The organism is Legionella parisiensis, assembly GCF_001467945.1.
Taxonomy (GTDB): Bacteria; Pseudomonadota; Gammaproteobacteria; order Legionellales; family Legionellaceae; genus Legionella; species Legionella parisiensis.
Genome location: NZ_LNYQ01000013.1, coordinates 805813 through 825628, shown reverse-complemented (window position 1 = coordinate 825628; position 19816 = coordinate 805813). Strand labels below are relative to the sequence as shown.

The following is a 19816-nucleotide window of genomic DNA, read 5'->3' as shown; positions in this document are numbered from 1 at the left end:
AAAGACAGATGGAAAAAAACACACAGGCTCGCTCTAAAAAATGTTTGCCCTTAGGAATGGGATTAGGTTTGCGAGCGGAGCATTACAGTTATATTATAGAGCACACTCCGAAAGTAGAGTGGTTTGAAATTCTCACCGAAAATTACTTGGTGGATGGAGGGAACCCTCTTTACTACTTAGATAAAGTGCGTGAAAATTATCCTATTGTAATGCATGGAGTTTCCCTGTCAATTGGCAGCTCGGATCCTCTGAATCTTGAATATCTTAAGAGGGTAAAACAATTAGCAGACAGGATTCAACCCAAATGGATCTCTGATCACTTATGTTGGACTGGTGTCCATCAACGCAACATACACGATTTATTACCTCTACCTTATACAGAAAAAACCATTAATCATGTTGTTGAACGCGTTAAATACGTGCAGGATTTTTACCAACAACAAATATTGCTTGAAAATGTATCCAGTTATATCACTTACAAAGAATCTGAAATGACCGAATGGGAGTTTCTCTCAGAAATAGCTAATCGCGCAGATTGTTTCATTCTATTAGATTTAAATAATATTTATGTAAGCTCATATAATCATGGCTTTAATCCCGCAACCTATTTGCAAAGTATTCCGGTTGAGCGAGTGCAACAATTTCATTTAGCTGGACATCAAAATTGTGGTGATTACATTATTGATACACATGATCATCCAGTCATAACAGAAGTCTGGGACCTTTACGCTCAAGCGATTATACGATTTGGTGAAGTATCAACGATGATTGAGCGTGATGATCGTATTCCATCCTTTGAAGAGTTATGGCAAGAATTAGAATATGCAAAAGCAATGAAGCTGAGCTGTTTATTGAATGAAAAAACGGATTTAGCATATGAAACTTACTGAATTACATACCTTATTACAAGATTCTATTCTGACCTCCGAGCCACTCATTAATCCTTATCTTGATTCTCCACCCAAAGGCTCTATTGCAGACAGAGTAGCTATTTATGCCAATGGCTTTTATGCACGATTGGAAGAGACTTTAATGAGCGACTATAGTTCATTGGCCGCGATAATAGGTGAAAAAAAATTTAGTCACCTGAGTCAAGGCTATACTCATGCATATCCATCATACAACTATTCACTTAATAATTTTGGGGAAAATCTCTGTCAATTTTTAACTGAAGCATTACCCTATAAGAAAAAACCCCATTTAGCGGAAATTGCTGCATTTGAATGGGCTGAATATCAAGCCATTGTGGCTCGTGATGAAAATTTATTATCCGCAGCTGATTTGCAATCTGTGCCATTAAGTCAATGGCCAGAAATGAAATTCAATCTGCATCCGTCATGTAAAATACTTACCATGCATTGGAATAGTCTTTCTCTTATTAAAGCATCACGCAACAATAAATCCATTCCAGCTCCCAAGAAACTAAAAAACCCACAATTCATAATGGTCTGGCGTCGTCAACTTGAAGTACGATACCGTAAGCTAGAATATTCAGAACGAGCCATGCTCAATGCAATAATACAGGGAGCATCATTTATGGATATTTGCGAGTTGCTAAGCCATCAGATGCCTGAAGATGAAGTTGCAAGTTATCTTGTAAGGGAGTTGCATGCATGGATTCAAGAAAATTGTCTTATGAGTAATGGTTAACAAAAAGCAGAGGCCCTTCTTTTCCTGGCCCCAAGAGCCTCTACCTCATAAAATGAACTCCAGGATAACTCTGTGAAATAACATATTTGGTCTATAATGTACTATTAGAATTGTCCTTCTATTAGGAGTTTGTTTGACTGATTGAATCATTTGGTAGTCGCACTACTGGAAAATAAATTTCGTATCGCAGCACATTTGATATTTACTGTATCTATTTGTATTTCATAAGGAAGGAAATAATGAAAAAATCAAAAATGGTAAATGAGTTTGCTATGCCAGCACCAAGATGGATAAGAACCTACCCTAGTGGACCCTATCGATTTATCAATCGTGAGTTTTTAATCATCACTTACGAAACCCATCCTGAGTTGCTTGAAGATATATTACCGCCGGGGCTGGAACTACTTGAACCTCATGTGAAATTTGAATTCATTAGAATGCCAGATTCAACAGGCTTTGGAGATTATACAGAGTCTGGACAAGTCATTCCGGTTCGGCATAAAGGAGAAGAAGGCGGTTTCACTGTCTCGATGTTTCTTGATTGCCATGCACCTATTGCTGGTGGTCGAGAAATCTGGGGCTTTCCAAAAAAACTCGCAAAACCAAAATTATTTGTTGAGGAAGATGTATTAATTGGCTTGCTTGATTATGGTAGCTTGCGAATCGCCACTGCGACTATGGGGTATAAGCACCATGAAGTGGATCCCAAAGCAATATTAAACTCCATGAAAAAGCCTACTTTCCTTTTGAAGAATATACCTGGTGTTGATGGCACTCCTCAAGTTAACCAGCTCACAAAAACCTATCTAACAGATGTAACAGTAAAAGGAGCTTGGACTGGACCTGGTAGTTTGGAACTACACCCCCACGCATTGGCACCAATTGCTGCGTTGCCCGTTAAAAAAATTGTATCGGTAGTGCATTTTATTACGGATTTAACCTTACCTTATGGGACTGTGGCCGAGGATTATTTGAGTTAGGTTGTCACGCATCAGTAAAAAGTTTGCTATGTCGATAGGGAGATTGAAATGTCGAAAAAAAAGAAAATAAATCTAGCCCTGCAGGGTGGAGGCGCTCATGGAGCGTTTACCTGGGGTTTATTAGATAAACTTCTTGAATCAAAGTTATTTACTATCGAGGGCATTTCTGCAACCAGTGCCGGCAGTATGAATGCAGCCGCTCTTGCCTATGGTTATCTTCATGGAAAAGAGGAAGGAGCAAGAGAAATATTGTATGATTTTTGGCTTGCAATGAGTAATTATGGAAAATTATTTGGTATTACGGCGAAAACACCCATTGATTATTTCATGGCACCTTTCTCAAAAACACCATTTAGTTTTTCTCTATTTAGCTCAATTATTAGTCTTTTATCTCCCTATCAATTCAATCCTTTTAATTTCCATCCTATTCGTGATGTTTTGGAAAAAATAATTGATATAGAGCAAATCAAAACTAAAAGTAATATTAAACTATTTATCTGTGCCACTAATGCCCAAACCGGTAAAATCCGTATTTTTGATAATAATGAGCTATCTATAGACACCCTTTTAGCCTCTGCCTGTTTACCCAAATTGTTTCAGTCAATTGAAATTGATGGGGAGTTTTATTGGGATGGAGGATATTTGGGGAATCCTGCTATTTTCCCTTTGATTTACCAAACAAGCTGTAGAGATATCTTAATTTTTCATACAGTACCTATTGTACGTAACGAAATTCCTATAACTGCAGCAGAAATAGATTCGCGTTTAAGAGAAGTATCCTTTAATTCTTCTCTGATGCGTGAAATGCGAGCTATTGGCTTTGTCAGCAATTTGATTTCAAAAGGTCAGTTAAAAAAAGAATTCGAAAAAAATTATAAAAAACTGTTTATGCATTGCATTCGTGCTGACGAAGATTTGCGTGAGTTCCCACTTTCAACCGTATACTCTCCTGATTGGGATTTTTTAATAACTTTGCGTGATTTAGGAAGACAAGAAGCAAGTCATTGGATTGAAAAAAATTACGACAATATTGGAAAAAAATCCACTATTGATTTTGCTGAATGGTTATAGAGAAAATGATGTAACCAGGCAAACAAGAAGAACCAGTGTACCAAAACTGTGAATGACATAGAAAATCAGTCATAAAGTATTTTATTTGGAATGACTATTATTCTTCAGGAGTAAATCACTTACTTATTACATTCATAAGCCCAAAAATAGAATTAATTTTTAACTAACCGTTATATCTATATTCAATAACAAGCACTTATGATAAAATTGCAGCAGAAAATTTATTACATACCCAGATTAAGGAAAATGCGGTAAGAGAAGCTAGAGCGTATATATGCCATCAACCCGATCTTTTTTTTTCCATACCTCTCCCCCTAAACGATTAAGTGAACGAAAGAATAGATTCCTTAAGGATAAAAAACATGCTGCATACCAATTGGTAGTTGAAGACTATCAGCCAATTATTCAACATTACATACATAAATACGGGCTTGAAAATCTCGTTGTTTTAATTAATGGTACAACTGAATTTGGTCAAAAAATTGTATCTGAAAATATCGCAGATCTTCAAACAGACATCGATTTATTTGAAAACGAAAACATACAATACGCCATATTAGTTAGAAATTATTGGGTTCGACCTTCGTCTTCAGTCCCCGCACCATTTTACTTAAATAAAGTAGATAATAAAAATACAGATTTCTCACCTTATTATGAAGAATTATATCATGCGATTAAGGAGAAATTTTTAGACGAAAATGACAGAATAAAAGAGCTAAGTCCGGAAGAGCTTAAACAATTAAATCAAATATGCTTCAATTTAGGCTGTCGAAAAAAATTAGAAGAATACAGAGCTAAAATACTCGAAGATTTAAATCTTCGGAAGAAAAAAGTGTGTTTAACCAAAGAACAAGCCCTGGAGGAAATAAAAAAAATCCAGGCCAATTTGAAAGAAGGTGAATGCGTTATTTATTTCTTTACTAATAATGTTCGGGTTGGACCGGCACACTTTGAATTTGTTCAAATTAAGAAAGACGAAATAATCAAACCGGTTCATTGGTTTTTACATAATAGTAATATTATAAATAGAAATGAACTTAAAAATATCTTTATCACAGATATATCTGATTTTATTTCGCCGTACCTCAAACCTCAATATTTACAACCCCAAGTCGATGAGGTGAGTTGCGGTACACTGGGAATTTTATATCTAAAAGAGCTCCTGAAGAATCAGGGACAGCAATTAGAGGACTATACCTTAAGTTTTCCTTTATACAAGATACATAATCGCGAAATAGATAAAGGAAATTTATTTTTTCCCTCACCGCATGTTCTACGCTATTCGCAATCCAGTTTTTATAACGATGTAATTTTAGCTATGGTCAAAAATGATCATGAGGTTTCCATTAAATTTAAAGGTATTAAATATAAGATAAAGCCATTAAAGGTGATTTTAGAAGATTCAATTAAATTCGCTACAAGTAAGGGCGATTTTGCCGTAGCGGAAGAAAATAAGAAAATAATTAAAAAACTTCCCACATTTCGTAAAGAATGGTTAATGGAATATGAAACTGCCATACAGAAAAGAAAAGCCATGCAGGGCGATAAGTACAATGTGTATTTAGCCTATTCGAGTAAACGAATGCAAGCATTAGCAAATCATCCAGAAGGATTACAAAAAGCGCACGAGGACATTCCTGAGCTCGAATGTGAAAAGGCAGTAAAATGCCCTTCTCTTTTAGAGCGGATTAAAAAAAATTTACAACAAACAAAAGAGAAAAAGTTTCCTAAATCCTATCTATTCCACCCTTTAGATGCAATCACTAAGGTCGTTGATAATCCACTCTACGAAGGAGGGAATACTCGAGAAAATCCACTGTATGAACCCAAAGCAGATCCTAACCATATTTGATTCATAAAAAAAACCATATCCCCAAAGATAATTTATTCAAAATACAGTATCATCATTTTATAGATACAGATGGTTTTTTGGCGTAAGTGCCTTCAAGATTTATACCACACTTACTGGCAACGGATTTAAAAATACCTAGAATGTACCTTCCGAGGATAAAAAGATGGATCCGGTTACACATGCTGTCTTAGGGGCTGCTTGTTCACAGGCAATTTTATACAAACAAGATAAGCAAAATGCTTGGCTTGTCGGCGGCTTAGCCGCAATGGCTCCTGATTTGGATATATTCATTCGGTCCTCAGAAAACCCAATGCTCTTTTTCCTCTATCACCGCCACTTCACCCACTCTCTAATTTTTATTCCAATGGGTGCTTTAATCGTTACTCTAGCTTTACTGATTTTTAAACGCTTTCGAACCAATTGGAAATACACTTTCTTCGCTGCTTTGATAGGCTATGCGACGCATGGGCTACTTGATGCCTGCACTACTTATGGAACCGTTTTATTTTGGCCGTTTTCTGATAGGAGAGTAAGCTGGGATATTGTTTCTATTATTGATCCATTTGTCACGGTACCTTTATGTTTAGGAGTAGCCTCTACTCTTATCTTTAACAAAAGAAAACCCGTGATTATTGCTTTAATACTCGCAGGTTCATTTATGCTATTTAATATAGCTCAACATTATCGGGCGATGTCAGCTGTTCATGATGAACTTGCCAAACTCCAGTTAAACGTAAAAAAAGTTGGTGTGTTTCCCAAGCTCTTAAGCTCAACACTCTGGAGGGGAGTTGCATTAGCAGATGATCGCTTGTATGTCATTGATGCTTCTGCACCGCTTTTTAAAAAATCAAGTAGTCAGTTTATGAGAAGTTTCCCGCATTTTTCCTCTCAAGATTTACCTGATTATATCAAAAACTCACCTTCGTTATTGCACGATTTTATTATCTTTAACTGGTTTACTGATAACTACCTTATTTTCGTTCGTAATAAACCGCTCCTGCTCGCTGACGGACGGTTTTTAATAGACGGCAATGCCACAATAGCACTTTGGGGGATTCAGTTTTTACCTACCCAACCGCACGTGAATGAACTAAACTCGATACCTCTAGTGATAGATAAAAATGAGGCAGACTTACATCCGATTGGACACCATACGATTAATTAGGGAAAAGCACCACTTTGGGTATGGCCACCTTCTTTTTTATGAAGCTTTTGTTTAAAACTTATAATTAGAGATATAATTACAAAACGTACTGAACTATTTCAGAATCCAAGTAAAACTAGAACTATTTTATTATTCCATACAACTTATGTTTCATATTGCTCTTTATCAACCTGAAATTCCTCCAAATACAGGAAACATCATACGCTTATGTGCCAATACCGGAGCACAATTGCATTTAATCCACCCGCTTGGATTTTCATTACAGGAAAAAGCATTAAGGCGCGCTGGCCTGGATTATCACGAATGGGCTTCCATTGCTCAATATGAAAATTGGGAAACATTCATTCAGCAGCATCATCAAAAAAAGTTTTATACTTTCAGCGCTAGAGCAAAGAAATGCTACTCAACAGTTCAATATACAGCTGAGGATTTGTTTTTGTTTGGACCAGAGTCCAACGGATTGCCTAAAGAAATTTTACAAGAATATACCTCACTCTACATTCCTATGCGTGAGAATAATCGCAGTTTAAATCTTTCGAATGCTGTTGCTGTTATTTTATATGAAGCATGGAGACAATTGGATTTTGCTTGAGTATCAATAAAAATCCACACCTATCCCAAGCCCACCCTGGTTCAAATACATATCATAAATTGAAATTATATTCATTTTCATTGACAAGGTATGACCAGATCGTTTAAATTCATTAAATGAATAAACATCGAATACAAATTCAACATGAATCATTTTTTAAAAATAATGGTCTTGATCGGATCTATCATATTATATTCATGCGATAAAAAAGAAGATAATAAATTTCTGCATTTCGCCACCGCGGCAGAATATCCACCATTTGAATATAGCAAGCACGGAGAGATAAAAGGTTTTGATATTGATTTGGCAAAACTAATCGCTAAGGAACTTGGAAAGCAAGCGGTTTTCGACAACATGCAGTTCAGTACGGTTCTTCCTGCCATAAGTTCTGGACAAGATGACATTGCTATAGCAACAATCTCGGTTACTGATGCTAGAAAAGTCAATTTTGATTTCTCTGAACCCTATTATTTTGAAGGCATGGCCTCTGTGTATCACTCGAATCAGCCCGTCACAACCCCAAGCCAACTTAAAGGAAAAAAAGTAGCAGTACAGCTTGGAAGCATTATGGAAATTTGGTTGAGAGAGAATTATCCACAAATCGAAATTACTACACTGGATAATAACAATCAGGCTGTTGAAGCTTTAATTGCAGGCTATGTTGATGTGGTTTTAATGGATGGAGCTCAAGGCAAGATTTTTAGCAAAAAAGATGCAAAACTTTCTTATTCTGTAATTGCTAAAGCAGATCATGGATACGCATTAGCTGTCAAAAAAGGGTCCCCATTGACAATAAAAATTAATAACGCATTACAAAAGCTTAAGGCAAATGGAGAAATTCAAAAACTGGAAGATATCTGGTTAAAGGATTCATTATGAATAAATTAATTAAAAAACTTCTCATTATTTGCAACAGAACGGTCTTATCTTTGTTGCATACAAAGTCTTTAAGTAGGTATATGGATACCCCTGCGGTATCTCACCGATCTCCGGGCAACAAAAGCCAAATGCTTTTTATTTACTGTTTTACCAAGGAGACTAGAAATGTCCGATTCCTCAGTTAAGAATTCTTTAGTTAAAAGTATTCATTCCGACCCTATTAGTGAAGTAACAACCAACACGTTTGTAATTAATCTACAACAAGCCATATTTGATCTTGAAACAGGAACTCATCATGCTGAAACACTGGCCACCAAGCCATCAGAAACAAGCACTAAATCATCTACAAAAAAAATAAAACACTTCCTCACAGGAACTGAATTAACTACTGCGGAATTGAAGCATGTTTTGGAAAAAGCTAAAGCACTTAAACGAGCACCTTCCTTATACAGTCAATCGCTACTCAATAAAAGCCTAGCCATGATTTTTGAAAAACCTTCTTTTCGAACCCGCTTAAGTTTTGCTATGGCCATTCAAAGTATGGGAGGAATAGCCATCGAAAGCGTGGGCAATACGCGAAAACAGGAAACACCAGCGGATATGGCTAGAGTTTTAAACGGTTATGCTGATTTTATTATGCTGAGAACCCATGCTGATGAGACATTACTGGAAATGGCTGCTTATGCAAATGTGCCCGTAATTAATGGTCTTTCGGCGTTACATCATCCATGCCAAATTCTTGCCGATTTACTCAGCCTTTGGGAGCAATTCGGCTCACTTGACGGACTCACTGTTGCTTATATTGGCGATGGAAATAATATTCTTCATAGTTTGATACTGCTTGCACCTCAATTAGGAATAACAATTAATTACTGCTGTCCCAAATCCCGTCAGCCTAATGAATCGATTATCAAACAAGCACAAAGCATTAAAAAGGATATGATTTATAACTTTTCTAAACCTGAGGAAGCGGTTAAAAATGCAGATGCAGTTTATACTGACGTTTGGAACAGTATGGGCTTTGAAGGTAAGGAAAATGAGCAAGCCTTCCAAGGATTCCAGGTGAATGAGGCCTTGATGTCTCATGCGAAACCTGGAGCTGTATTTATGCATTGCATGCCTATGGAGCGAGGAAAAGAAGTATCTGAGACTTTACCGGATAGCTCTGCCTCCATTATCTTTACTCAAAGTGAGAACAGGATGCATGTGCAAAAGGCATTACTGTTATTTTTAAATTTATAATCTATTTTTACCCTTCATCCAATATAAATAAAAAAATTTGTAATTACATTGAAGATAAATGAATTTACAATGGTGAGTTTGCTGATAACCTCAGAAAACTCACCAATGTAGTTTGTGATTATCAAAAATATGGATAGACATAAAAAAATGATGGTTTTTTTACAAAAGGACTCTCCTGAAATAAAACAAATCTTCCTAGGTATTATCGACACAGCAATTGCTATATCAGAGGCAGATTTTGGGCACATCCAATTAATTAATCTTGCAACTCAGGAGCTAAAAATTGTCGCCCAATGCGGATTGCCGCAATACTGGCTGGATTATTGGGAAAATGTTTCCAAGAGACAGTCTTCCTGCGCAAAAACACTGGAGTATGGGAAAAGAATCATCGTTGAAGATATCTGCCAAAGCCCCTTCTTTGAAGGCAAAGATTTAGAAATACAATTAAAAGCAGGTATTATGGCTGAGCAATCTACCCCATTAATCAATCGCGAAGGTAAGATAATTGGCGTTTTTACTACCCATTATAAAAGACCGTTTAACCCTGACGTACGTATACTTCACTTACTCGACTTGCTTGCCAGACAAATAGCAGATTGTATTGAGCAAATAGAACTACAGCAAAAACTTAAGAAGCAAGGGGAAGAGCTTAAACGAGCTGTTTTGATTAGAGAAGAAGTTATTTCCATGATTAGCCATGAATTAAAAACTCCATTAACCGGCCTTAAAATTGCCACCCAATTAGGTCAGAAGATCATGGGGCAAGGAAAGCTGACTGAAAGTAAGCTCAGCAAATTATTCAATACATGGTTGGAAGAGTTAGGAACATTTGAAAATTTGATTGGCACAATGTTGGATGTGACCATTATTTCACAGGGGCGATTGATTTTTAATTGTCAAGAATTGGATTTAAACGATGTAATCATGAAAATCGCAGAACGATTCTATAACCAAGTATCTTATCAAGGCATGTCCCTTATTGGATATTGGGATCCTTATCGGATCGAACAAATAGTGACTAACTTGGTAGCTAATGGAATAAAATCTGGAAAAGAAAAGCCAATTGAAGTAGAACTTTTTGCCACAGATGCGGAAAACTTTAAATTAGTTGTTAAAGATTATGGTTCTGGTATTGCGCCAGAAGATAAAGAAAGAATTTTTAATAAATTTGAGCGAATTAATAACACTGATGCAGTAAGTGGGACGGGACTAGGTCTCTACATAGTCAAACAAATTGTAACCGCTCAAGGCGGAAAAATTGATTTAGAGAGTGAAATAGGAGCGGGCTCAACTTTTACTATTACGTTGCCTTTACACGCTTCCCTGGAAAATAATAAATGAATAAAAAATATATCCTGCTTATTGAAGATAACGAATCCATTCGAAAGTCTTTAGTGTGGGCGCTTGAAGAAGAAAGTTATCCGATTATTACAGCATCTAATGGTAAATTGGCTTTAAATTTATTAGAAAAAGAGCCATTGCCATCATTAATTATTTTAGATTTAATGATGCCCGAGATGGATGGTTGGACATTCCGTGATCAACAAAAAAGGAATGCGCGAACTCGTGAGATTCCTACCATAATTACATCGGCGAGAAATCGTTTAGATGAAATTTTGCACCACTTTCCTAATGAATTATTGTTACCTAAACCCTTTGACATGAACCATTTGCTCGCGATCATTGAGCAAAAAATTTCTTTTAATTGAGCTCTCTTAAGGGAGGGATTAGTACATCCTGAGTTTGCAGTCCTAGTCACCAGATAAAAATCTTTGGGAAAAATTAGATTTGAGTGCCAAATGTGGCTTTCCGGTGAGTTTGTAGAAGAAATACATCGACTATACCTAGTGATTACATTATACGGAGCACGAGCCTCAGTATTTATCAGCAGACTATCAACAACATCATAAATTATGCCCCTACTTATTTCTTATGAAACAGGATAAGATAAAATACTACTATAATATTCCCCTCTAAATGTAAAAGGAAAAGTTCTCATGGTAGTTATTTATTACCAAACTGACTCACGCATACAATCCAAAGCGCTTGATAATGAGAATAAGGATCTACTTCAAGATGCGCTATGGATTGATTTACTCGATCCAACAAAAGAAGAAGAAAAAATAGTAGAAGCCCAATTAGAAATTGAAATTCCTACTAAAGAAGAAGTTGAAGAAATTGAACCATCCAGTCGGTTGTATGTTGAAAATAATACATTATATATGACCGCAACAATGGTTGCCCTATCCGATTTACCTGAAGTTAAAACAGAGGTAGTCGCTTTTATACTCACTGAAAAATGCTTAATTACCTTACGTTATATTGAACTTCACCCATTTAAGTTATTTACAAAAAAACTATTACGTTCTAAGACAAAAGATTACAATGCAAAAGCACTATTAATCGGTTTGTTAGAAGCGGCGGTAGATAGACTTGCGGACATTCTAGAAAACATAGGTGGAAAGTTTGATGAAATATCAAAAATTATTTTCCATGCCAAGGCTAATAAGCACTCAACAGCTGAAACCAACTATAAGCATATATTGCAATACATAGGTGCAAATGGTGATCTTGGTACTAAAGCCAGTGAAAGTTTAATATCCTTCACTCGTTTAATATCTTATTTTGAGCAAAATAACTCAGATATTCCTAAAGAATTAATGACACATCTCGCTATTATCCAAAAAGATATCAACGCTCTTCGAGAACATGCGAGCTTCCTCTCTACTAAATTTAGTTTTTTATTGGATGCCACTCTAGGCATGATTAATATAGAGCAAAATAATACAATTAAAATTTTCTCAGTTGCAGCGGTTATTTTCCTGCCACCAACTCTGATAGCAAGCATCTATGGGATGAATTTTACTTATATGCCTGAGATACGCTGGTATTTAGGTTATCCTCTTGCAATACTCATGATGTTTATTTCCGCATTATTGCCATTTAGTTATTTCAAAAAGAAAAAATGGTTATAAAGTTTGACTCAATATCAAAAAATCATCTGTATTTTTGCAATGCTTCAATTCTTTTTTCAAGCGGAGGATGGCTTGAAAAAAGGGCAAACCAGCCATCATGACTTGATATTTTCATGGCTTTAAATGCAGGCGCACGATCATCTTCTGGTGTTTTATCCATGAGTTGCTGCAAACGTTGTAATGCTTTTATCATTTTGTCTCTACCGACGTATTGAGCAGACCCCCTGTCTGCTCGAAATTCGCGATAACGCGAAAACCACATTACAATTATGGAAGCAAGGATTCCAAACAGTAGTTCAAAGATAAGAGCTACCCCATAATAAACGAAACCACCCTGTACCCCTTCATCATTATCCCTTCTGAAAAACTGCATTACAAAAAACGCAGCAATCCTGGCAAAAAAGATTACAAAGGTATTTACCACACCTTGAATTAAGGTAAGAGTTACCATATCTCCATTAGCAACATGAGAAATCTCATGTCCTAAAACACCCTGTATTTCTTCTTCATTCATTGCATTGAGCAAACCTGTTGAAACAGCTACAAGGGCCTTGTTTTTATTCCATCCGGTAGCAAAAGCATTGGGCTCTGGGCTATCGTAGATTCCAACATCAGGCATTCCAATGTTTCTTTTTTGAGCTAAAGATCGCACTTCATTCATTAACCACAATTCTGATTCAGTTGTTGGCTTCTCAATAAGCTGAACATTAAAAGCATGGATTGCCATCCATTTCGAAATAAAAAGTGAGATAAATGAGCCTGTGAAGCCAATAATTGCGGCAAAAATTAACAAGGATTGATAATTTAAACCATATTGCGTCAAGTATGGGCTAACGTTGAATATACTTAGTATAAAAGAAATGACTAAGATTATAGCCAGGTTTGTAACAAGAAATAGAACAATTCTTTTAAACATAGCATTATTCCTCTTTTCTTAGACCTCTAATTATTAGATCTCTTCTTTATTTTAATTATAGATTGTTCTACGATTTTGGCATGTTTATTTTTTACCACGTCCATATAAGATGACTTCTTTTCAAACTCGGGGAGAGGACGCACTTATAGGAATACATCGATAAATACTATTTTAAAATTAGGATACACCTGTATCCGCTAACAAATTTGGAATAATGAAATTAAATGTGCCATATTAATAATCTGTTGTATTTTTATAAATTAAAAGGAGCTTTTTTATGAATTATGTGGATGGATTTGTTGCTGCAGTACCAAAAGTAAATAAAACACAATACATTGAACATGCGACAAAAGCTGCTGTGGTCTTTAAAGAACATGGTGCCTTACAATTGGTTGAGTGCTGGGGGGATGATGTTCCAGAGGGCAAAATTACTTCGTTTCCAATGGCAGTCAAGTGCGAAGAAGATGAAATAGTCGTTTTTTCGTGGATTCTTTGGCCATCAAAAGAAGTTCGTGATGAGGGAATGAAAAAAGTCATGGAAGATCCCCGATTAAAACCAGATATTAATCCCATGCCTTTTGATGGCAAGCGATTGATTTATGGAGGATTTAATATGGTTGTTAAGGTCTAACAGGTTGCAATATCATAATTTATTTTTCTTTAGCACAAAAGCATCAGCTTTTGCTAATCCTGTTTTGATAACCGATTTTACTCACACCGGATGCATTATTGGATAAGAAAATTTACTAACATAGTTCTAGGCAAATTTTAAGATTTTTTAAAGAGTTTTCAGTTTTTGAAAATATTAGAAACAAAGATCTTAGTAGCATTTACCCTCCGAGCTTTAGACGAGGGCAAGTCAATGAGGCGAAAGCGTTTATATATAAGCCGAGTGAGCTTGCAACGCAGTATAAAGTTTAGTGGGAAGTATATATTATATCATTCATTTTATCCGGAGAATTTAAATGCCTGGTCCCTACAATACACATGTAATAGTGAATGTATTCCGCTCGATTGTTCAATTAGCCTCCCAAAATCCAGAATTATTAAATACCCCAGGGGTTTTTCGAGTCGCGGGAGCTAAAGAAGAGTCACAAAGATTACTTGATCAACTTATCCTTAAACAATTTGATGTGGATATTCTAAGCCATTATGTATATGAAAATAATAAAGTAGATGGTTTGAATCTTCACAACATTTTAGGAATGATACCTGCTGTTTTTAAAGATAGCCCAATATTAGATTCTGCAGATAGCCAACTTGTCATCTTCTCTAAAAAATTAAAGTCTTTATTGAAAGCTCAAAATGAAGAAAATCTTATTAAGGCAGCTGAATTATTCGATGAATTTATTCATAATCTCTTACTTTCGAAAAGAATTGATCATCAACGTGCAGGAGAAATTCTTGATCATTACTGCTATTTAATGCACCAAGCGGGTACATTCCAGGATACCAATCTCATGACGTACAATAATCTCGCTATTATTATGGCTCCACGCTTGACCGAAGTTTTAGATCTCTTCCTTGAAACAGATTTTTTGGGGCTAAGTGGATTTATAAGCCAGTTAACTCCAGTATTAGAAAATTACATTACGGATGAAAAGTGGAACTATGATTTTAAAGAGCGCCATACTGATAAATTGAAGCATCTAGCAAACACTAGACATTCTATATGTGAACAGTTGGAGCATATGAAAGAAGCCTCCAGAGAAGCAGTAACGGTTCCCATGAAAAGTATGATGCTGCAAACATCGACACTCAAAATCCAGATTGAGGCTATAGAAAAAAAATTACAAGATCATTCCATTAAAAGAAAAGCCAAGAAAGAATTAAGTAAACAATTAAAACCATTAAAAGAGGAAATGAATGAACTTAACCTCAAGATTTCTGAATTAATTCCTAAAATTTCAATAATGAATCGTGGATGTCAAACAATACAGGAAGAAATCAATCTTATATCTCTTTCTGAGGAGGGAGTCAAAACAGTAAGGGATAAATCCAGTGGTTCAAATTTGACCCGATTCAGCATTTTTGAGCCTGGGAGCAGCACGCACCCATCTGCTTTTTTATTTCCTATTCTAGAAGAAGGTGAGGTTGTTGAGGACGAGGAAACTGATTATGAAGAGCAGCATGCTGGTAGTTTAGTAAACTCAAAGTAAGATGTATTTTTCTCTCAAGCCAAAGGCTTGAGAGAACTTTGCAGCGAATAAATGCAGAAGAAACACTCCTCTTATTTAAGGACCACCACCCCGTAACAGCAATACAATAATCAAAATAACAAGAATTAAGCCTATACCACCACTAGGATAATATCCCCAACCACTACTATATGGCCAAGTAGGTAGTACCGCGAGCAAAAGAACAATTAAGACAATTAATAGAAGTAGGTCCATAGCAAATTCCTTTTTTAATAATGGTGTTCTAACTATAGATTATAATTTATCAGTTTGCTTTTTTTTGAATCATTTATTAACTGAGCCACTCTCAAAAATCACTGAACTTCTAGAAACAATTTATTCCATGATTAATTTGATTTACTATACATCCCACCTCTCAGGAGGGCTGTGAAAAATATTAAATTATATATATTTTTTATTTTTTCATAGTTTTTAAATAGGTATTTCCAAATATTATTTAAGGGGTTCTATAAATGCGTAAATTATTGATATCGTTTTTGTCCATCCTATTTACACTATCCTATGCAACTCTAGCTAATAGTTATGGTGTTCACGAAGACCATCCCTATGATTTTGTGGTTACAAAAGATGTTTATAAGTTTTCTGAAATTTATCAGATTAAATCCCTCCAAAAAGAGACCTATCCTGGATCAGTAAAGAAAAGCGCATTTCGTATCCGCACAAATTATGATTTATCCAATAAAGATGGATGGCAAGCTACGGGTATTACACGAATCATTTCCTTAGGTTCTTTATATCCCTGGGCCAAAGAGATTGATATATATGATACTCGGGGCGTGCAAATTGGCTTTATTGATGGCAATTTAGCAACTCTTGAATCTGCGAAATTTACTATTTATGACTATGATGAAGCAGGAAAAGCGACTGAAATTGGCTTTGCTTACGCAAATCCAAGCTTTGACCGATTTGTCATTTTATCATCAACTAACAACCCCCACCCAATTGCCGAATTCAATCGAAACTTTGGCGACAAAAGCTGGAGTGTTTCTGTACACTATCCTGAAAAAATTGATGACCGCATCGTTCGAATTTTTGCCGGTTTTGTGATTGACTATGAAGATAAGTTTTTAGCTGGACCAGAAGATTCAGAAGATGATGAAATTAGCCAATAATTAATGAGTAACGATTGGGTAAATTACCCATGGTCTTCAAACTAAGACTATGTAGTGTTTTATTTTAATTCAATGCAAATCATTCATCCCCGCATAGGCGGGGATTCATCTTATATATTGACAATGTGCCCCAGCTTTGATGGATTCCTGCCTTCGCAGGAATGACTACGTCAGCTGTTTCACCTCTATATTAGCAAAAACAGATAATGATGCTCCGATACATAATCGTTGCTGGGCTTTTCAGCCCATAATCGTCAAGCTAAGAGTATTTGGTGTTTCGTTTTACTCAATTGGCAAGTAACTCATCATCTCTGTGCAGGCGGAGATCCATTTTTATATTGGCAATTTGCCCACAACATTACCCTTCGCAGGAATGACAACAACCATGAGTAAATTACCCAATCTTTTAAACTCTATCAAAACCTCACATCAATGACATTGACGCATCTTTAACGGCATTTTTGTCCATGACATTCAAATGCTCCGTATCGCCTTTGAGGCTCTCTTCTTTCTGTTTTATCATTTCATCCATTTCTTTGACAAAATGATGTATTTCAGTCAGCATAAAATGACGCTTTTTATACTTTACATAACTAAGATACTGTAAAGCAATTTCTCTACATTTCTCTGGAGTAAATATTTTATTACCTTCAAGCCCCTCTTGATACATTTGCCTCATCGCTTTAGCTACTTTGGGACCACTCTGTTTACCTTCGGAAATATAGCGAGCAATTTCCTGAGGATACGTTTTTCGCAGAGATTCTTCTGGTTTTTTAAATAAAGTATGATGAGAGAATATACTTAAAGAAGCTATTCCAGCTTGTTTCGAGAGTAGTTCTTTATCAGAAGGTTGCATAGGAGTTAACTCTTTGCTTTCAGAGCTCATTGGTTTGTCTGCTAAAAATTTAGGGGTACACTCGATAAACGCAGAAAGAAAATTTCCAAGAAGCAGTCTCCAGGAAGAATCGCTCCCTGTTTTAATTATTAACTTACCAACAAGCTGAAAGACAGACTCCATCGCTTTTTCTTTCATTGCATAACTTGGGTTAGCATAAATTAAATCCACTTGCTTTATTAAAGTAGATAGCAAATCTTGTGCAATCGGATCCTTTTCGATTACAATTTTAGAATGCATGACACGCAGTTCATCAAGTATCTCGAAAAGGTTTTGTTCTTTATCTGTTAATGTTGTTGTGAATATTGAATCAGGAACTGTAGAAGTCCAATGAATATCACTTCGATTATTCAAAATCATATCCGGGCTTCTGGATTGAAAAAAAGGACTGCTGCCATTTCTATGAATATGTAACACGATCTCCGTATCGTAAAACGCATCAACAGTACCCTTTTCGTTTCGCACCATACGCTCACCTTGTATTGCACGGTGTAAAACTAAAAGAGTTTCTTCTGAACCCCATACATATTCTTTTTGTAAATGTTCTTTGTACAGGTTCAAATATTTTTCATTCTCTGCTAAAAAGTAGTGAACTGTTTCATCTCTTAAAATATTATCAAAAAGTTTTTCTTTATAAACCTTAATTTCTTCTTCAGTAAACTGTTTCTCTTCCTTTTTGAGTTCTTCTACCTTTATAGCCCATAGGCGATTAAACTCCTCTATAATATGTGGCACTCTTCCAATTGCATGCTCTGTCATCCCGCGATCGGTGCCACTCATCTTATATATTTCAGCTGCAGTATAATCGGGATTAGTAAATCCATGATCAATTAGCTGATGCAGTTCTGAACCGTTCTCAAGCAGTGCTTGTCGGAAACAAAATTCCAAGCCGTATTTCGCTGAAGAAAATAAGGGTGAATCATGAGGAGACAATTTAAACTCTCGTATTGTATATTCAGCTGCCAAATCTCGAGTAGCTTTTCCAAGAACAGGTTCAATAATGGTTTTGATTTCACGTGATGTAAATTGATAATTAGGATTCTTAGACAATAATGTTCGCAAAAGAACTTTATCATCTTCTTTAAGCTTTAACTTGTTAAAAATATTTTCTGTAATATCAGGAGCATTTTTAGCTCGTAAATAATACATTAGAGAAATGCTATATGCGTAGTACATACAGTTGCCTTTACCACTATTATCAACATCAAACATATTGGCTCCTTTTTTTGTTTTTATATTCCTTGACGTTTTTTATGTGAGTTACATTGTATTTATTAATCCCCCTTGTATAAGGGGAAAGACTACTTAAGTTTTTCTATTGCCAATGGACTCTTAACCCTCTGTACCAAGTACAGTAAGGTTTTATGATTGGATAAACTATCTTTTTGTGTGGTGGGAACGAAACACTTTGACATAACATTAGTCCCTTAGTTTTTATTTCGCTTAACTTGTAATCTATACGATCAAAATGGCACGCGCAATACTTTCACGCCATTATCAGATCAAAAAGTATTATTTGTAGTAGTCGTTTATATTTATGCGAATTTTTTGACTGAGACATTAGGTAAAAATAGACAAAATTCACCATTTATTTGCCAGGTTTAACCGCCCTGAAAATGGTTCATTTTGTCCTAAAACAACAGATTACATTCTATAGGTTAATTCAGGATGAGCTTCTGAATAGCCAGGAATATTCTCCTTATTTATTATTTTATCCTTGGAATAGATTATATTTAAATTTCTTCGATCCATTTTTTTACCTTCAAGATCCACAAAATGGGCTTCCATATTGTATATATGCAACGTGACGCTCATCCCTATTCCTAAAGCTTTTCTTCGTTTGAGTTGATGAACAAAAACCCCACTTAAGTCATCACGATTGCAGTGAAAGGGATAACGATCAACACGATTCACGAGTCGTGCAGTGCATGCAGTAGTAGGTTGGTAATATTTTTCGGATATAGGCCCCTCTAGAACAGTAACTGTGCCTTTATATTTGTGATCATGAATTGTTGTTTTTTGCTTAGGCGCAAATGCAAATACCCAAATCGAGAATGGATTAGATGTATCAGTATGATCATAAAGAAGATATCGGCCAACACCACTTGGCATCTCAGTAGTTGGATCAGCAGGCTTATAGACACTGTGATCCAGTTTTAGTGTGCCTTCTGCAAGTTGCTGAGTTAAGAAAGTTGAAACCGTCTCATAAGTTACTACTTCTAATCCATTAATTGCCTTGATTATTTTTTCTCTATTGTGTTTTATTCCATCAATTTTTTTAAACATATC

At 35.8% G+C, this 19816-nt stretch carries 19 protein-coding genes; 15 read left to right on the top strand and 4 right to left on the bottom strand.

The window, feature by feature from the left end; translation table 11 throughout:
• Positions 1-8: 8 nt before the first annotated feature.
• The 12 genes from bufB to Lpar_RS09695 all read left to right on the top strand — a co-directional run bounded on the left by bufB (position 9) and on the right by Lpar_RS09695 (position 12406).
• Positions 9-890, top strand: coding sequence for an MNIO family bufferin maturase (gene bufB, locus Lpar_RS09750; RefSeq protein WP_058517766.1), 882 nt, complete (start codon positions 9-11; stop codon positions 888-890).
• The gene (locus tag Lpar_RS09745; protein WP_058517765.1) at positions 877-1650 is read left to right on the top strand and encodes an HvfC/BufC N-terminal domain-containing protein; all 774 of its coding nucleotides are present in this window, start codon (positions 877-879) and stop codon (positions 1648-1650) included. The genes bufB and Lpar_RS09745 overlap by 14 nt, the downstream gene beginning before the upstream one ends.
• A 239-nt stretch (positions 1651-1889) precedes the next feature.
• A complete protein-coding gene (locus Lpar_RS09740; RefSeq protein WP_058517764.1) occupies positions 1890-2630 on the top strand; it encodes an acetoacetate decarboxylase in 741 nt (246 codons plus the stop codon).
• Between the two features lie 48 nt (positions 2631-2678).
• Complete coding sequence (locus Lpar_RS09735) at positions 2679-3701, top strand: patatin-like phospholipase family protein (protein ID WP_058517763.1); 1023 nt, start codon at positions 2679-2681, stop codon at positions 3699-3701.
• Between the two features lie 274 nt (positions 3702-3975).
• Positions 3976-5553 (top strand): hypothetical protein, encoded by a 1578-nt coding sequence (locus tag Lpar_RS09730; RefSeq protein WP_058517762.1) that lies wholly within the window; start codon positions 3976-3978, stop codon positions 5551-5553.
• Positions 5554-5716: 163 nt separating this feature from the next.
• Positions 5717-6718, top strand: a complete 1002-nt coding sequence (locus tag Lpar_RS09725) for a metal-dependent hydrolase (protein WP_058517761.1) — start codon at positions 5717-5719, stop codon at positions 6716-6718.
• A gap of 145 nt (positions 6719-6863) precedes the next feature.
• Positions 6864-7310 (top strand): tRNA (cytidine(34)-2'-O)-methyltransferase, encoded by a 447-nt coding sequence (locus Lpar_RS09720; RefSeq protein WP_058517760.1) that lies wholly within the window; start codon positions 6864-6866, stop codon positions 7308-7310.
• 165 nt (positions 7311-7475) lie between these two features.
• Positions 7476-8189: a substrate-binding periplasmic protein gene (locus Lpar_RS09715; RefSeq protein WP_420324268.1), complete on the top strand. Its 714-nt coding sequence runs from the start codon at positions 7476-7478 to the stop codon at positions 8187-8189.
• A 165-nt stretch (positions 8190-8354) separates the two neighbouring features.
• On the top strand, positions 8355-9431 hold the full coding sequence (gene argF / locus Lpar_RS09710) for an ornithine carbamoyltransferase (protein WP_058517758.1): 1077 nt from the start codon (positions 8355-8357) through the stop codon (positions 9429-9431).
• Between the two features lie 147 nt (positions 9432-9578).
• Positions 9579-10772, top strand: coding sequence for a GAF domain-containing sensor histidine kinase (locus Lpar_RS09705; protein WP_058517757.1), 1194 nt, complete (start codon positions 9579-9581; stop codon positions 10770-10772).
• Positions 10769-11140, top strand: coding sequence for a response regulator (locus Lpar_RS09700; RefSeq protein ID WP_058517756.1), 372 nt, complete (start codon positions 10769-10771; stop codon positions 11138-11140). Before Lpar_RS09705 ends, Lpar_RS09700 begins: the two co-directional genes overlap by 4 nt.
• 288 nt (positions 11141-11428) lie before the next feature.
• Positions 11429-12406 (top strand): magnesium transporter CorA family protein, encoded by a 978-nt coding sequence (locus Lpar_RS09695; protein WP_058517755.1) that lies wholly within the window; start codon positions 11429-11431, stop codon positions 12404-12406.
• 22 nt (positions 12407-12428) lie between these two features.
• Here Lpar_RS09695 and htpX read toward each other — a convergent pair whose 3' ends face one another.
• On the bottom strand, positions 12429-13322 hold the full coding sequence (gene htpX / locus Lpar_RS09690) for a protease HtpX (protein WP_058517754.1): 894 nt from the start codon (positions 13320-13322) through the stop codon (positions 12429-12431).
• 277 nt (positions 13323-13599) lie between these two features.
• Between htpX and Lpar_RS09685 the strand changes: the two genes are divergently transcribed.
• Together Lpar_RS09685 and Lpar_RS09680 are read left to right on the top strand one after the other, a co-directional pair.
• Positions 13600-13953 carry a DUF1428 domain-containing protein gene (locus Lpar_RS09685; RefSeq protein WP_058517753.1) on the top strand — a complete coding sequence of 118 codons (354 nt, stop codon included), beginning with the start codon at positions 13600-13602 and terminating at the stop codon, positions 13951-13953.
• Between the two features lie 334 nt (positions 13954-14287).
• The gene (locus Lpar_RS09680) at positions 14288-15481 is read left to right on the top strand and encodes a Rho GTPase-activating protein (protein ID WP_058517752.1); all 1194 of its coding nucleotides are present in this window, start codon (positions 14288-14290) and stop codon (positions 15479-15481) included.
• A gap of 75 nt (positions 15482-15556) precedes the next feature.
• On the opposite strand, the gene Lpar_RS18495 is transcribed toward Lpar_RS09680, so the two are convergent.
• Positions 15557-15715, bottom strand: coding sequence for a DUF3309 family protein (locus Lpar_RS18495; protein WP_082650358.1), 159 nt, complete (start codon positions 15713-15715; stop codon positions 15557-15559).
• 257 nt (positions 15716-15972) lie between these two features.
• Between Lpar_RS18495 and Lpar_RS09675 the strand changes: the two genes are divergently transcribed.
• Complete coding sequence (locus Lpar_RS09675; RefSeq protein ID WP_058517751.1) at positions 15973-16632, top strand: hypothetical protein; 660 nt, start codon at positions 15973-15975, stop codon at positions 16630-16632.
• A gap of 424 nt (positions 16633-17056) precedes the next feature.
• Here Lpar_RS09675 and Lpar_RS09670 read toward each other — a convergent pair whose 3' ends face one another.
• Together Lpar_RS09670 and Lpar_RS09665 are read right to left on the bottom strand one after the other, a co-directional pair.
• On the bottom strand, positions 17057-18739 hold the full coding sequence (locus Lpar_RS09670; RefSeq protein ID WP_058517750.1) for a hypothetical protein: 1683 nt from the start codon (positions 18737-18739) through the stop codon (positions 17057-17059).
• Positions 18740-19171: 432 nt separating this feature from the next.
• On the bottom strand, positions 19172-19813 hold the full coding sequence (locus Lpar_RS09665) for a cupin domain-containing protein (RefSeq protein WP_058517749.1): 642 nt from the start codon (positions 19811-19813) through the stop codon (positions 19172-19174).
• Positions 19814-19816 lie beyond the last annotated feature (3 nt).